At 58.5% G+C, this 12,999-nt stretch carries 12 protein-coding genes and 1 tRNA gene; 11 read left to right on the top strand and 2 right to left on the bottom strand.

Annotation, left to right across the window (positions count from 1 at the left end):
- Nucleotides 1-139 precede the first annotated feature (139 nt).
- The 6 genes from pgm to PAB09_RS10455 all read left to right on the top strand — a co-directional run bounded on the left by pgm (nucleotide 140) and on the right by PAB09_RS10455 (nucleotide 5,118).
- The gene (gene pgm / locus PAB09_RS10480; RefSeq protein WP_271033607.1) at nucleotides 140-1,807 is read left to right on the top strand and encodes a phosphoglucomutase (alpha-D-glucose-1,6-bisphosphate-dependent); all 1,668 of its coding nucleotides are present in this window, start codon (nucleotides 140-142) and stop codon (nucleotides 1,805-1,807) included.
- A 137-nt stretch (nucleotides 1,808-1,944) separates the two neighbouring features.
- Nucleotides 1,945-2,433: a MauE/DoxX family redox-associated membrane protein gene (locus PAB09_RS10475; protein ID WP_271033606.1), complete on the top strand. Its 489-nt coding sequence runs from the start codon at nucleotides 1,945-1,947 to the stop codon at nucleotides 2,431-2,433.
- A gap of 81 nt (nucleotides 2,434-2,514) precedes the next feature.
- Complete coding sequence (locus tag PAB09_RS10470; RefSeq protein WP_271033605.1) at nucleotides 2,515-3,234, top strand: DsbA family protein; 720 nt, start codon at nucleotides 2,515-2,517, stop codon at nucleotides 3,232-3,234.
- 223 nt (nucleotides 3,235-3,457) lie between these two features.
- Nucleotides 3,458-3,530 (top strand) — tRNA-Ala (locus PAB09_RS10465).
- Between the two features lie 278 nt (nucleotides 3,531-3,808).
- Nucleotides 3,809-4,237: a pyridoxamine 5'-phosphate oxidase family protein gene (locus tag PAB09_RS10460; protein ID WP_271033604.1), complete on the top strand. Its 429-nt coding sequence runs from the start codon at nucleotides 3,809-3,811 to the stop codon at nucleotides 4,235-4,237.
- A 92-nt stretch (nucleotides 4,238-4,329) separates the two neighbouring features.
- Nucleotides 4,330-5,118: a fructosamine kinase family protein gene (locus PAB09_RS10455; protein WP_442873667.1), complete on the top strand. Its 789-nt coding sequence runs from the start codon at nucleotides 4,330-4,332 to the stop codon at nucleotides 5,116-5,118.
- A gap of 44 nt (nucleotides 5,119-5,162) precedes the next feature.
- Here the strand turns inward: PAB09_RS10455 and nadE are convergent, their stop codons facing one another.
- Nucleotides 5,163-6,002, bottom strand: coding sequence for an ammonia-dependent NAD(+) synthetase (gene nadE / locus PAB09_RS10450; RefSeq protein ID WP_271033603.1), 840 nt, complete (start codon nucleotides 6,000-6,002; stop codon nucleotides 5,163-5,165).
- Nucleotides 6,003-6,324: 322 nt separating this feature from the next.
- Here nadE and ykgO point away from each other — a divergent pair, with 322 nt between their 5' ends.
- From ykgO to nrdE, 4 genes are all read left to right on the top strand, one after another.
- A complete protein-coding gene (ykgO, locus tag PAB09_RS10445; RefSeq protein ID WP_005511141.1) occupies nucleotides 6,325-6,447 on the top strand; it encodes a type B 50S ribosomal protein L36 in 123 nt (40 codons plus the stop codon).
- 845 nt (nucleotides 6,448-7,292) lie between these two features.
- Nucleotides 7,293-7,526: a glutaredoxin-like protein NrdH gene (gene nrdH, locus PAB09_RS10440; protein WP_271033602.1), complete on the top strand. Its 234-nt coding sequence runs from the start codon at nucleotides 7,293-7,295 to the stop codon at nucleotides 7,524-7,526.
- 170 nt (nucleotides 7,527-7,696) lie between these two features.
- A complete protein-coding gene (gene nrdI / locus PAB09_RS10435; protein ID WP_271033601.1) occupies nucleotides 7,697-8,185 on the top strand; it encodes a class Ib ribonucleoside-diphosphate reductase assembly flavoprotein NrdI in 489 nt (162 codons plus the stop codon).
- Nucleotides 8,186-8,322: 137 nt separating this feature from the next.
- Nucleotides 8,323-10,476, top strand: coding sequence for a class 1b ribonucleoside-diphosphate reductase subunit alpha (nrdE, locus tag PAB09_RS10430; RefSeq protein WP_271033600.1), 2,154 nt, complete (start codon nucleotides 8,323-8,325; stop codon nucleotides 10,474-10,476).
- 179 nt (nucleotides 10,477-10,655) lie between these two features.
- On the opposite strand, the gene PAB09_RS10425 is transcribed toward nrdE, so the two are convergent.
- On the bottom strand, nucleotides 10,656-11,141 hold the full coding sequence (locus PAB09_RS10425) for a ferritin (RefSeq protein WP_271033599.1): 486 nt from the start codon (nucleotides 11,139-11,141) through the stop codon (nucleotides 10,656-10,658).
- A 682-nt stretch (nucleotides 11,142-11,823) separates the two neighbouring features.
- On the opposite strand from PAB09_RS10425, the gene nrdF reads away from it, so the two are divergent.
- Nucleotides 11,824-12,810 carry a class 1b ribonucleoside-diphosphate reductase subunit beta gene (gene nrdF / locus PAB09_RS10420; RefSeq protein WP_271033598.1) on the top strand — a complete coding sequence of 329 codons (987 nt, stop codon included), beginning with the start codon at nucleotides 11,824-11,826 and terminating at the stop codon, nucleotides 12,808-12,810.
- Nucleotides 12,811-12,999 lie beyond the last annotated feature (189 nt).

Raw genomic sequence — 12,999 nt, 5'->3', positions numbered from 1 at the left:
CATGCGCCGGTGGCCAAAAGGGGTGACAATAGAAGATGGTATGCCCTTTAGAATCACAGCACCTTCCAACGGGCCGATGCGCATGGGCGAGGGTGTTTTTACAAAGGGTGGCAACGTACTCTAAGCGAAGGAGACTTCTATGGCACACCCCCGCGCAGGTCAGGTGGCACTTCCCGAGGATCTGATCGACATTGCAGAGCTGGTCACGGCCTATTACACGCGCACCCCGGACGCTGACAACCCGGATCAGCAGGTGGTGTTTGGCACCTCCGGCCACCGCGGATCCTCGCTCGACACGGCCTTCAATGAGGCGCACATCCTCGCCACCACCCAAGCCATCGTCGACTACCGCGTGGCCAACAACATCGGCGGCCCCGTCTACATCGGCCGCGATACCCACGCCCTGTCCGAGCCGGCGATGATCTCCGCGCTGGAGGTGCTGTTGGCGCACGACATCACCGTGCTTGTCGACGACCGCGGGCGCTACACCCCAACCCCGGCGGTCTCCCATGCCATCCTCGCCCACAATGCCACACTGGCCGGCGGCGTGACGGGCACCGACCCGAAGCGTGCTGACGGCATTGTTATCACCCCATCCCACAACCCGCCGCGCGACGGTGGCTTTAAGTACAACCCGCCAAACGGCGGTCCCGCCGACACCGACGCCACCGACTGGATCGCAGCCCGCGCCAACGATCTCCTGCGCGCAGGGCTTGCCGGTGTGAAGCGCACCAGCGTCGCAGGCGTCCTCGACCCGCGCACCGTCAAGCACAACTACCTCGGCAATTACGTGGCCGACCTGCCGAATGTGGTCAACATCGAGGCCATCCGCAACTCCGGGCTGGCCATCGGCGCGGATCCCATGGGTGGCGCCTCCGTGGACTATTGGGGCGCGATCGGGGAGACCCACGGGCTCAACCTCACCGTGGTCAACCCGCTGGTGGATGCCACCTGGCGGTTCATGACGCTGGATACCGATGGCAAGATCCGAATGGACTGCTCCTCGCCAAACTCCATGGCCTCACTTGTTCACAATCGCGACAAGTACGACATCGCCACCGGCAACGACGCCGACGCTGACCGCCATGGCATCGTCACCCCCGACGCGGGTCTGATGAACCCGAACCACTACCTCGCCGTAGCCATCGACTACCTGTTTGCCCACCGCCCGGGATGGGCGGCGGACACGGCCGTGGGCAAGACCCTGGTGTCCTCCTCCATGATCGATCGCGTGGTGGCCAACCTAGGCCGCACGCTTGTGGAGGTGCCGGTGGGCTTCAAGTGGTTCGTGCCAGGCCTCATCGACGGCTCCGTCGGCTTTGGCGGCGAGGAATCCGCAGGCGCCTCCTTCCTTCGTCACGATGGCACAGTCTGGTCGACGGACAAGGATGGCATTATCCTCGACCTGCTGGCTTCCGAGATCACAGCCGTGACCGGAAAGACCCCGTCCGCCCGCTACGCGGAACTGGCCGCCACCTATGGCGCGCCAGCCTATGCGCGTACGGATGCCGAGGCTAATCGCGAGCAGAAGGCGATCTTGAAGGCGCTGTCGCCGGAGCAGGTCACGGCCACCACCTTGGCCGGCGAGCCGATTGTGGCCAAGTTGACGCAGGCGCCGGGCAACGGCGCCGCGATCGGTGGACTCAAGGTCACCACCGAAAATGCTTGGTTCGCGGCTCGTCCTTCCGGCACGGAGGACAAGTACAAGATCTACGCGGAGTCCTTCCGTGGCGAAGATCACCTACAGGAGGTTCAGGCTGCGGCTCAGGCCTTGGTATCTGAGGTTCTCCAAGGTGGCGGCGCTTAAAGCCGAGGTTAAAGGAAATCTCTTGGGGCGGTAACTTGAATCAACCGAAAGTTTATGTTGATATAACATCACAAACTTTCGGTTGATTGATGTCGCCCTCTTTTATTGAGGGAGCAGGGTCTACTAGAGTGCAAGGCGTGGCTGGCAATACTTCTCAATCTCGCGCGTGCATCAGGCGTTGGCAGATAGGGGAGATCATTGGCTTCCTATCCCGCTACGGGTTGGCCGCGGTTTGGCTGGTTGCCGGGTTTGAGAAAATCAAACAGGGAACCGTACATACTGCACAATCCGTGGAGGCGTACGAGATCTTTGGTAAGGAATTTTCGCTTGCTATCGCACAGGTGATAGGTCCGCTGGAGATCGCCGGGGCATTCCTGCTTATAGCGGGGATTTTCCTGCGCAAGTCCGGCTGGCTCTCGGCTGTGGTGCTGGTGCTGTTTATTATCGGCATCTCGCAAGCCTGGGTGCGCGGGCTGACCATTGACTGTGGTTGCTTCGGCGAGAAGGCCACGCCCGATGGTGCAGGCATGGACTATCTGCGCACCATCTTGCGCGATGTAGTCCTCATCTTCATGTCGATATGGACGGCCTATCGCCCCTACCGGAGGTTTGCGCTTTATCCATGACCCAGATGTCCTACCGATTAACGATAAGATTATGTGCCGTGGATGGGCACCCGACCCAAGTCCCCACTAGAGGATGGATTGATGAGCAACAAAATTAAAAACCCAAATGAGAAGTCCAATAGCTTCCTATGGGCGCTGCTGGCCCTGGTGGTCGTCGTCGCCGCGGTGGTCGCCTACATTGTGATCAACGGCAAGGAGGCTGCCAACAGCGAGTATGCGGATCGGCCTAAGGAGGATGTCTCCTTCGAGGTAACAGCCGAGGATTCCACCATTACCCTGGCTTCCGCCAACGCTGCTGCCGACGCGGCCAAGATCGACCTGTATGAGGACTACTCCTGCCCCCACTGCTCTGAGTTGGCCATCGCTACCGACGCTGACATGAAGACGGCCCTCGAGGACGGCACGATCGTGGTGACCATCCACCCGCTGAACTTCCTCGATCGTGGCGCTGAGGAGGGCAACTCCACCCGTGCCGGCACCGCAGCTACTCTTGTTGCCAAGTCTGGCGATGCCAAGGCTTATTGGAACTTCCGCTCCCTGCTCATGACCGATCAGGAGGAGATCTACGGACAGTGGGACAACGCCAAGTTCGGCGAGATTGCGGGCGTGTACGGCGCAAATGAGGACACCGTTAACAAGATTAAGGACGGCTCCGAGATGGCGACCTTCCGCGACTACGCAACTAAGAATGCCGATCACCTCACCGAGGTAGGTGGCCAGGTTTCCTCCCCGCGCGTTTTCATCGACGGCACCGAGGTCACCTCGAGCCTTGAGACGTGGGTTGAGCAGGCGACGGCCTAATTGGTCCGTAGCTGTTCTTGCTGACCCCAGCGCAGAACCTTCCGGAGGGTGGGTTCTGCGCTTTTTTGCTTTCCTTGCGGCTCTGCGATCTGTAGCGGCTGGAATTCGCATCGTTAGATGCTTGGGGCGACCATCGCAAAACGTTGGTGACCTGCCGTTTTGTTTTTCTTCCGAGGGGCACGTAATATGTCCCATGCAAGCGCAAAGCGCACTGCATTACTTCGGGGCTATGGCGCAGCTGGTAGCGCATCACACTGGCAGTGTGGGGGTCACGGGTTCGAATCCCGTTAGCTCCACCGAAGAAGAAACCCTCAGTCCACCGGGCTGGGGGTTTCGTCATTTTCTTTGCCAAGGCCGCACTCCCGCATAAAATGACACCGGCTCCGGGAATGTCAGTGACATGTGTGGAACGGCTGGGCCTGCGGCCGCAATGGCACTTAAACGTTTCTTCATGCGGGGATAGTGGTCGTCGGCAAGCGAATACTCGGCTTGGGCTAACCCTAAAAGGGGCAATGCATGCCCGTAAAACGGGCAAAGCAAACACAATCAGGCTAGCAAGTGTCACAATTGAACCATGACTTACGTTGAAGGCAACGACCCAATCACCATCCTTGACGAGCAGCAGATCTGGGAGTTTCTGGGAACGCAGTCGCTCGGGCGCATCGTGGTGCGTCGCAAGGATGACATGGATATTTTCCCCGTGAACTATGTGGTCAGCGAAGGGGCTGTCTATTTCCGCACGGGCGAGGGCAACAAGCTGTTTAGCCTCGCGCTCAATGCCGATGTTCTTTTCGAGGTCGACCACGTTGCGGGGGAGGAGGCATGGTCGGTGGTACTCAAGGGCGATGCCGCCACCGTGACTGATTTCGATGAAATTCAGCGTGCAGACGAACTGCCGCTGAAGCCGTGGGTGCCTACCTTGAAATACAACTGGGTGCGCGTGAGCCCGAAGACCATGTCGGGGCGCCACTTCGACCTGGGTGATGAGCCGGAACGCTACTAAACCACGAAGAGATAACAATGGAGTCCGCCGACGGTGCCACGTGTGGGAGTTTTTCCGCGAGCCGCGCTTGAGGCGGACTATTTTGGTTAGACGTGAACTCAATCGAGGTGTTTATCAAGCGCCCCACTGGACCATCGGCTGCCCAGTGTGAGGCGGCCGGGCTTGCCTGGCTCGGGGAGTCCGGAGGGCCGGTAGCCGAGGTGGTGGATGTTGCCGAGGGATATCTGGCGACGAAGCGGGTGCAGCCGTGCGATCCTACGGGGGAGGCGGCGTTCGAGGCAGGCCGCGAGCTGGCCCGGATCCATGCCCAGGGCGCGCCCGCCTACGGCAGCCCACCGGCTGGTTGGGAGGGGCCGAATTACATCGGAACCCAGACCCAACCTTGTGAGCCCACCGCCGATTGGTGGGAGTTTTATGCCACGCAGCGGGTCGAGGTGTTCCTCGAGCGCGCAGTTGCGGTGGGAAACCTCCTACCCGATGACGCGGCACGGCTCAGCCAGCTTCTTTCCCGCCTCGGCGAAAAACAGGCCGCCGAGCAGGCTTTTACTTCCGGGTTCAGCCACCAGCCAAGCCGGATCCACGGCGACCTGTGGGCAGGAAACCTGCTGTTTACGACCCAGGGTGCGGTATTTATCGATCCGGCGGCCCACGGCGGGCACCCCCTGACCGATCTAGCCATGCTCGATCTTTTTGGCTGCCCATTCCAGGAGGCCGTTTTTGCGGGATACGAGGCGCAATCAGGGCTTCCCGGCGGCTGGCGTGCCCACCTACCCCTGCACCAATTGCACCCGCTGGCGGTACATGCGGTGACGCATGGGCCGGGGTATGCCCGCGAGCTGGTTGCGTGTGCGCGCAGGGTGGAAAGGACCTTCCTCGGTTGAGCGCCTTAAAAGGCAAAAAGACAAAAGGCAAAAAGGCAAAAAGACTAGGCCTTCCACCACGTATCCTGCGGGGTGACGGGCAAATGCCGCTTGTGCTGTCCCACTTTCCACAGGTGCTCGATGCGTTCGCGGGCGGCTGGGGTGACCTCTCCGGTTGCCTCGATGTAGTTGTCGATCTCGGGGTAGGTCACGCCGAGCGCAACCTCGTCGGGCAGCGCCGGGCGGTCTTCCTCAAGGTCGGCGGTGGGTACCTTCTTCCATGTGGACTCCGGTGCACCAAGGTGTGCCAGCAGTGCCGCTCCCTGGCGCTTGGACAGGCCGAACAAAGGAAGGATATCCGCGCCGCCGTCGCCGAACTTGGTGAAGAAGCCGGTGACGTTCTCGGCGGCGTGGTCGGTGCCGATGACGAGCAGACCCTTCTCCCCGGCCAGCGCGTATTGGGCGACCATGCGCTGCCGGGCTTTGATATTGCCCTTGTTGAAGTCGCTGAGCTTGTCCACACCTAGCGCCGTCGCGGTGGCCTTCTCGGCTGCATCGGAGGCTTCCTTGATGTTGATCACCACGCTGTGATCGGGGCGAATGAACTGCAACGAAGTCTGTGCATCGGCCTCATCGGCCTGGATGCCGTAGGGAAGGCGGATGGCGTAAAAGGTGACGTTGATTCCCTCGGCGCGCAGCTTCTCTACGGCCAGTTGCGCGAGCCTGCCTGCCAGGGTGGAATCCTGCCCGCCGGAAATGCCCAGGGCGAAGCCTTTGGTGCCGGTGGCACGCACGTAGTCGGCGAGGAATTCCACGCGTGCCGCCACCTCGGCCGCTGGGTCGATGGCGGGCTTGGTTTCTAGCGCTTCGATGATTTTTGCTTGCAAGTGGGACGTAGTAGTCATGGCACCTATCCTAGATGGAATTTCTATTAGGCAACAGGGTCGCGCAAGGAGGGGCGGCCATTGCTTTCCGACGTCCACCGGGAAGGACTGCCATCCGCCGTCATCCGTCCCGCTCGCTTCGTACCGCATGAGGTGGCGAGTAGGAAATGATGAGCAAGCGGTGTGGACAATGGTTTGGCATTTGAATGCGTTGTGTTATAACATAGCTTTTCGTGTCGTGGCTGGCTGCCTCGCCGCATTTGGCGGGTGGATAGCCGCCACTGTTTAAACCAGCAAGGTCTTTTTCACCTTGCTGCTGGGATTTTAAAGAAAGGAGCGCCCGATGAAGGTCCGCAAGTCCCTTCGGTCGCTGAAGAACAAGCCGGGCGCTCAGGTCGTGCGTCGCCGTGGCAAGGTCTACGTGATCAACAAGAAGGAGCCTCGTTTCAAGGCTCGCCAGGGCTAATCTCTTTACCTGAGATTTTTCGCTGGATTTTAAGGCACCCGTTTCCCTTATGTAGGGGAGGCGGGTGCCTTGGCATGTCCGGACTTTTCAAGTGTCGTTGCGGGCTTTGGGGGAAGTTGCATGAAGACCCAGTCGGAATTGGCATTGGCGGAAACCGGCTGTGTCTGCATCGCTGTGAGTGCACACTCGGGACTGGGGCTGGTGGGGGTGAGCCGGACTGCCTTGATTAATGGGGGAGGCGGAGGGGGAGGGAATAAAAAGGCAAGCGCGTGCTCGGCGGTGGGGTTTAGTGCGTGTCAGGTAGGTGTAAAGAGTCCGCTCTTGACGTCTGGGGGGTCTGGCCATCCGGGCGGGGTTCAGGGTGGAAGTGGTCACAAAGTGTGGCTGAAGTTGAGTAATTCACAGATTTCAGCGATGTGATTCTAAAACCGCAGGATGGGGAAAACCAGGAGTCACAAAGTTGTGATTTGGCTGAGTTCTTCGGCTCAAGATGTAGGGTTGGGATGAAAGGTGTGCTGGGGATATGTGGGCGAGAGCCACAATATATAGGGTCGGTTGCGGGAAATTGGCACAAAGTATAGTGTCTATCTCAGTCGCCACGAACACCGCGTGAAGCTTTGTAGGACTTGCTAAATCAACCGCGAGGATCATAGAAAGCCTCACCTGATGCGGCTCCGGGAAGGGTCGTCGCCACGGCTCGTGGACAATCGCCATTGAAAAAGAGTGAGCGGTTGCCTGCCGTGTGGCTCGGAGGGTTCGGGGAGCGAAGTTCCTCGTTTCGGGAAGATGCCGGGCGGGGGAGCGACAAACTTGAAAAGCTGTAATTTCTATCAAAGGGAAGCGCCATGTCGATCACCGTTTACACCAAGCCCGCTTGCGTCCAGTGCAATGCAACCAAGAAGGCTCTGGATCGCGCCGGCCTCGATTACAACCTAGTTGACATCAGCGTCGACGATGAGGCTCGCGACTATGTGATGGCCTTGGGTTACCTCCAGGCTCCGGTCGTTGAGGCTAACGGCGAGCACTGGTCCGGCTTCCGCCCCGAGCGCATTAGCTCGCTTGTCGCACAGGTTGCCTAAGAGGCCCCGCGCTCATCTGGGCCGCTAACCACGGTGCCAGCTATATCAACAAGGCCCTCCCTCGTCGAGAAAACGTTCGTCAGCTGGGGGGGCTCTGCTATGCAAGCTGTGAGCGGGTGGTTCCTGCTCGTGGCTGGCCCCCGGTCGTCGAAAGAAGGTGAGCATCACACATGCTCGTCGTCTATTACTCCTCCGCAACGGGAAACACGCACAGGTTTGTCAAAAAACTGAGTTTGCCCTCGAAGCGGATCCCGATGCGGAAAACTGACCCGGAGCTCATCGTCGATGAGCCTTATGTATTGGTGTGTCCCACCTACGGTGGAGGGGCCTCAATCAGCCACCAAAATACCCGTCCGGTGCCTACCCAGGTCATTCACTTCCTCAATAATGAGCACAATCGATCGCTGATACGCGCGGTGATCGCGGGGGGTAATTCCAACTTCGGAACCGACTTCGGTAAGGCCGGCGACGTCATCGCGGCCAAGTGCAAGGTGCCCTATGTCTATCGCTTCGAGCTATTAGGCACACAGGAGGACGTGGCTATTGTGAAGGCCGGATTAATCGAGAACGCCACGGCGTTGGGACTAGTGCCCCCGCCTGGCGGCGAAGAAGCCCAGCGTATGTCGGCGGGCTCTGCCGAAGTGGCCGCGGGTCACTAGACTTTGCTTCAAGGCTTGTCTCTTACATGACGCCGTGCCAGCTGTAGACGTCGGCAAGCAAAGTAAAACAAGACTTCAAAAAACAACAGAGAAATTACGACAGAAAAGGTGCGTTAGAACACGTGAAGGAGAAAAGCATGAACGTCGGTAGGCTGGTGGCTGAGCCTGCGAGCATCAACGAGCAGCTCGATTATCACGCGCTGAATGCACTGCTGAACCTGTATGACGCCGACGGCAAGATCCAGTTCGACAAGGACCGCGAGGCCGCGAACCAGTACTTCCTGCAGCACGTCAATCAGAACACCGTGTTCTTCCATGACCTGGAAGAAAAGTTCGAATACCTGATCAAGAACAAGTACTATGATCCCGCCGTTGTGGAAAAGTACGACTTCGAGTTCATCAAGGACCTGTTCAAGCAGGCCTATGCGCACAAATTCCGCTTCCCGACGTTCCTCGGCGCCTACAAGTACTACACTTCCTATACGCTGAAGACCTTCGACGGCAGCCGATACCTCGAGCGCTTCGAGGATCGCGTGTGCATGGTCGCGCTGACCCTGGCTGCCGGCGATGAGAAGCTGGCCTCCAACATGGTCGAGGAGATCATGACCGGCCGCTTCCAGCCGGCCACGCCGACCTTCCTTAACTCCGGCAAGGCCCAGCGCGGCGAGCCCGTGTCCTGCTTCCTGCTGCGCATCGAGGACAACATGGAGTCCATCGGTCGCTCCATCAACTCCGCCTTGCAGCTGTCCAAGCGTGGCGGCGGCGTGGCCTTGCTGCTGTCGAACCTGCGTGAGTCCGGCGCGCCTATTAAACACATTGAGAACCAATCCTCCGGCGTCATCCCCGTGATGAAGCTGCTCGAGGACTCGTTCTCCTACGCCAATCAGCTCGGCGCGCGCCAGGGTGCTGGCGCGGTCTACCTCAACGCCCACCACCCCGACATCTTAAGCTTCCTCGACACCAAGCGCGAGAACGCGGACGAGAAGGTGCGCATCAAGACCCTGTCGCTGGGCGTGGTCATCCCGGATATCACCTTCGAGCTGGCCAAGCGCAACGACGACATGTACCTGTTTTCCCCGTACGATGTCGAGCGCGTGTATGGCGTGGCCTTTGCCGATCTGTCCATCACCGAGCATTACGAGGAGATGGTGGAGGATCCGCGGATCCGCAAGAAGAAGATCAACGCGCGCGAGTTCTTCCAGACCATTGCCGAGATTCAGTTCGAGTCCGGCTACCCGTACATCATGTTCGAAGACACCGTCAACAACGCCAACCCGATTGCCGGTCGCGTGAACATGTCCAATCTGTGCTCAGAGATCCTACAGGTCAACACCCCATCCCATTTCAACGAGGACCTGACTTACTCCGAGGTCGGCGAGGACATCTCCTGTAACCTGGGCTCGCTCAACATCGCTAAGACGATGGATTCCCCGGACTTCGCCAGCACCATCGAGACCGCCATTCGTGGCCTGACCGCCGTGTCCGAGCAGACCTCCATCGAGTCCGTGCCCTCCATCAAGAAGGGTAACGAGGCAGCCCACGCCATCGGCCTAGGTCAGATGAACCTGCACGGATACCTTGGGCGCGAGCATATCTTCTATGGTTCCGAGGAGGGCTTGGACTTTACCAACGCCTACTTCGCCGCGGTGCTTTATCAGTGCTTGCGCGCCTCCCACAAGCTCGCAGTGGAGCGCGGCCACGCCTTCGCCGGTTTCGAGGATTCCGACTACGCCAACGGCTCCTACTTCGATCGATTCGACCCGGCGGACTTCGCCCCCAAGACCGAAAAGGTCAAGGCCTTGTTCGAGGCTTCGAGCATTAGCACGCCCACGGCGCAGGAGTGGGCCGAGCTCAAGGCCGCAGTGATGGCCGATGGCATTTTCAACCGCTACCTGCAGGCGGTGCCGCCGACCGGTTCGATCTCCTACATCAACAACTCCACCTCGTCGATTCACCCGATCGCCTCCAAGATCGAGATTCGCAAGGAGGGCAAGATCGGCCGCGTCTACTACCCGGCGCCGCACATGGACAACGACAATCTGGAGTACTACCAGGATGCCTATGAGATCGGCTATGAGAAGGTCATCGACACGTACGCCGTGGCCACCAAGTACGTCGACCAGGGCCTCTCGTTGACCTTGTTCTTCAAGGATTCGGTCACGACCCGCGACATCAACCGCGCACAGATCTATGCCTGGCGCAAGGGAATTAAGACCCTGTACTACATTCGCCTGCGTCAGGTCGCCCTCGAGGGCACCGAGGTCGAGGGCTGCGTCTCCTGCATGCTCTAGGCGCTTGGCGCACCTTAACCCCGACCCGCCCGCGGGCATGGTTGGGGTTAAAGGTTTGCGCACCGTAGGCGTCGGAAAGCAACCCAAGCGGGAAGAGCGAGACCGCTCATGTTAGAAAAACCCGCCTGCGGAATCAGGATTCTGATGCCTCAGGCGGGTTGCTGCGTGTGAGCTGTGGTTTAGCGCTCGCCGAGCTCGGCGTCGATGTGCAGGATGCCGGAACCGGTATCTGCCAGGCGCAGGCGGTCGAGAATCGTCTTGACGGTGGACTCCTCTTCGATCTGCTCGGAGAGGAACTCGTCGATGAGGGCGCGGGAATCATAATCCTTGACGGAGTCGGACAGGATTGCCAGCTCGCGGATCATGCCGGTGATCTTCTGCTCGTGGGCAAGGGATGCCTCGAAAGCTTCGATGGCGGAGGAGACGTCGACCTTCGGCGGGTTGATGTCACCGATCTGTGGGAGGTAGTCGCGGTCGAGCAGGTGAGTGGCGAAAGCCTCTGCGTGGCCCTGCTCCTCCTTGTACTGCTTCTTCATCCACGAAGCCATACCCGTCAGGGAGAGGTCGTCGAGGACATAAGCGAGCTGGAGGTAGACGATGGACGCCTCAAGTTCGGCGGTGACCTGATTGTTCAATGCTGCTGCAAGTTTCTCGTTGATAGCCATACCTGCATGGTAAGGGAGGATTGGCATGGTGTCAGCTATGGTTAGCCCACCATAAGTTGCCTCGTGGCAGCAAGGGTAGCCTACATTTGCTACCAATAAATAGCGTCTGATTGTTAGTAGATAACTATCTAAATGGAGTGCTTGCGACGGTTCTCATGAAAGGTTGCGTGGCTGGAACACGGGTTGATGTAACGAAACCACTGAGGGTGCCCTCACGAAAAATGCGCTCAAAAATGTGACCAAAAACACAAAATCTGCGGCCTGTGGACGGGTGAAAATTGAAGAAAATGCGCGCCGGCATCCCTAAGGAAGGTAGTCTGCCTGTCCATTTAGGGAAGGTGCTTTGGCCCTCAAACTGCGGTATTGTGAGGCGTTAGTGTCGTGGGTGCTGCTGGTACTGCGCCGCTGAAGACCCTTATACGTATTGCTCGCATCCACCGCGCGGAAGGTGGGTTTCGTAGGCAAGCATCAAGGCGGGCCCTATCGCGGTTCAACGACCGTTCACTGACCTTGTCATCATTGTTGGGAAAAGTCGTTGAGGTGCTGAGTTGGGCAGTGTGCGCACGAACCACCTCTGCTGTCATAGCCTTGGCCTGTCACAGACTTAAATGAACATATATATAAAGGTATAGCGCCTCGCGCAGAAAACTATTCAAGGAAGAGATCGGAAGAAACCGCAACCATGGAAAACTACGAATCCTATATCTCCAACCATCCCAAGCCGGTTAGTGCCATTAACTGGAACACCATTCCTGACGAAAAAGACCTCGAAGTCTGGGATCGCCTCACGGGCAATTTCTGGCTGCCGGAGAAGGTGCCGGTGTCTAATGACATCAAGAGCTGGAACACTCTCAATGACCTTGAGAAGCAGACCACTATGCGGGTGTTCACCGGCCTGACCTTGCTGGATACCATCCAGGGCACTGTGGGTGCGGTTTCTATGCTTCCCGACGCAAAGACGCTGCACGAAGAGGCGGTGTATACCAACATCGCTTTTATGGAGTCTGTGCACGCCAAGAGCTACTCCAACATCTTTATGACGCTGGCTTCCACCAAGGAAATTAACGAGGCCTTCCGCTGGTCGGAAGAGAACGAGAATCTCCAGCGCAAGGCAAAGATTATCCTGAGCTACTACGAGGGGGATGATCCCCTCAAACGCAAGGTGGCCTCCACGCTGCTCGAGTCCTTCCTCTTCTATTCCGGCTTCTATCTTCCGATGTACTGGTCGAGCCACGCCAAGCTCACCAATACCGCAGACATTATCCGCCTGATCATCCGTGATGAGGCAGTCCATGGCTACTACATCGGCTACAAGTATCAGGTCGGACTCCAGGAGGAGACGCAGGCGCGCCGCGATGAGCTCAAGGAATATACCTTCGATCTGCTCTTTGATCTATACGCCAACGAGACCCAGTACTCCGAGGATCTCTACGACGATCTGGGGTGGACGGAAGACGTCAAGCGCTTCTTGCGCTACAACGCCAATAAGGCCATGAATAACCTGGGCTACGAAGGATTGTTCCCGGCTGACGAGTGCCGCGTATCGCCGGCGATTCTATCCGCGCTCAGCCCCAATGCGGACGAAAACCACGACTTCTTCTCGGGCTCGGGATCCTCCTATGTTATTGGCAAGGCGGAAAACACCACCGATGAGGACTGGGATTTCTAGCCGTCAAAAGTTAAGGATTGAGGGGGCATTTTCACCGAATCCGACGTGAAAATTACTCCCTTGGCGTGGTTAAACGATGCCGATGTCAAGCGTTTGTTCTTGGCATCGGCATCGTTTCTATTGTGGGAAAAGGGGGATGCCTAAACCAAGAGTGGGGGAGGGGCGTCAAACGACACCGCAGTCAACCTT

Origin of the sequence: Corynebacterium sp. SCR221107, assembly GCF_027886475.1 — a bacterium.
Classification (GTDB): Bacteria; Actinomycetota; Actinomycetes; order Mycobacteriales; family Mycobacteriaceae; genus Corynebacterium.
Note: the sequence above shows the minus strand (reverse complement) of the source record. Positions and strands in the feature narration are given on the sequence as shown.

Coding starts and splice junctions, on each gene's coding strand:
- nadE (WP_271033603.1), bottom strand. CDS start 6,002: ATGACTACTACGTCCCACTTGCAAGCAAAAATCATCGAAGCGCTAGAA.
- PAB09_RS10470 (WP_271033605.1), top strand. CDS start 2,515: ATGAGCAACAAAATTAAAAACCCAAATGAGAAGTCCAATAGCTTCCTA.
- nrdF (WP_271033598.1), top strand. CDS start 11,824: ATGGAAAACTACGAATCCTATATCTCCAACCATCCCAAGCCGGTTAGT.
- nrdH (WP_271033602.1), top strand. CDS start 7,293: ATGTCGATCACCGTTTACACCAAGCCCGCTTGCGTCCAGTGCAATGCA.
- nrdE (WP_271033600.1), top strand. CDS start 8,323: ATGAACGTCGGTAGGCTGGTGGCTGAGCCTGCGAGCATCAACGAGCAG.
- PAB09_RS10425 (WP_271033599.1), bottom strand. CDS start 11,141: ATGGCTATCAACGAGAAACTTGCAGCAGCATTGAACAATCAGGTCACC.
- PAB09_RS10460 (WP_271033604.1), top strand. CDS start 3,809: ATGACTTACGTTGAAGGCAACGACCCAATCACCATCCTTGACGAGCAG.
- ykgO (WP_005511141.1), top strand. CDS start 6,325: ATGAAGGTCCGCAAGTCCCTTCGGTCGCTGAAGAACAAGCCGGGCGCT.
- pgm (WP_271033607.1), top strand. CDS start 140: ATGGCACACCCCCGCGCAGGTCAGGTGGCACTTCCCGAGGATCTGATC.
- nrdI (WP_271033601.1), top strand. CDS start 7,697: ATGCTCGTCGTCTATTACTCCTCCGCAACGGGAAACACGCACAGGTTT.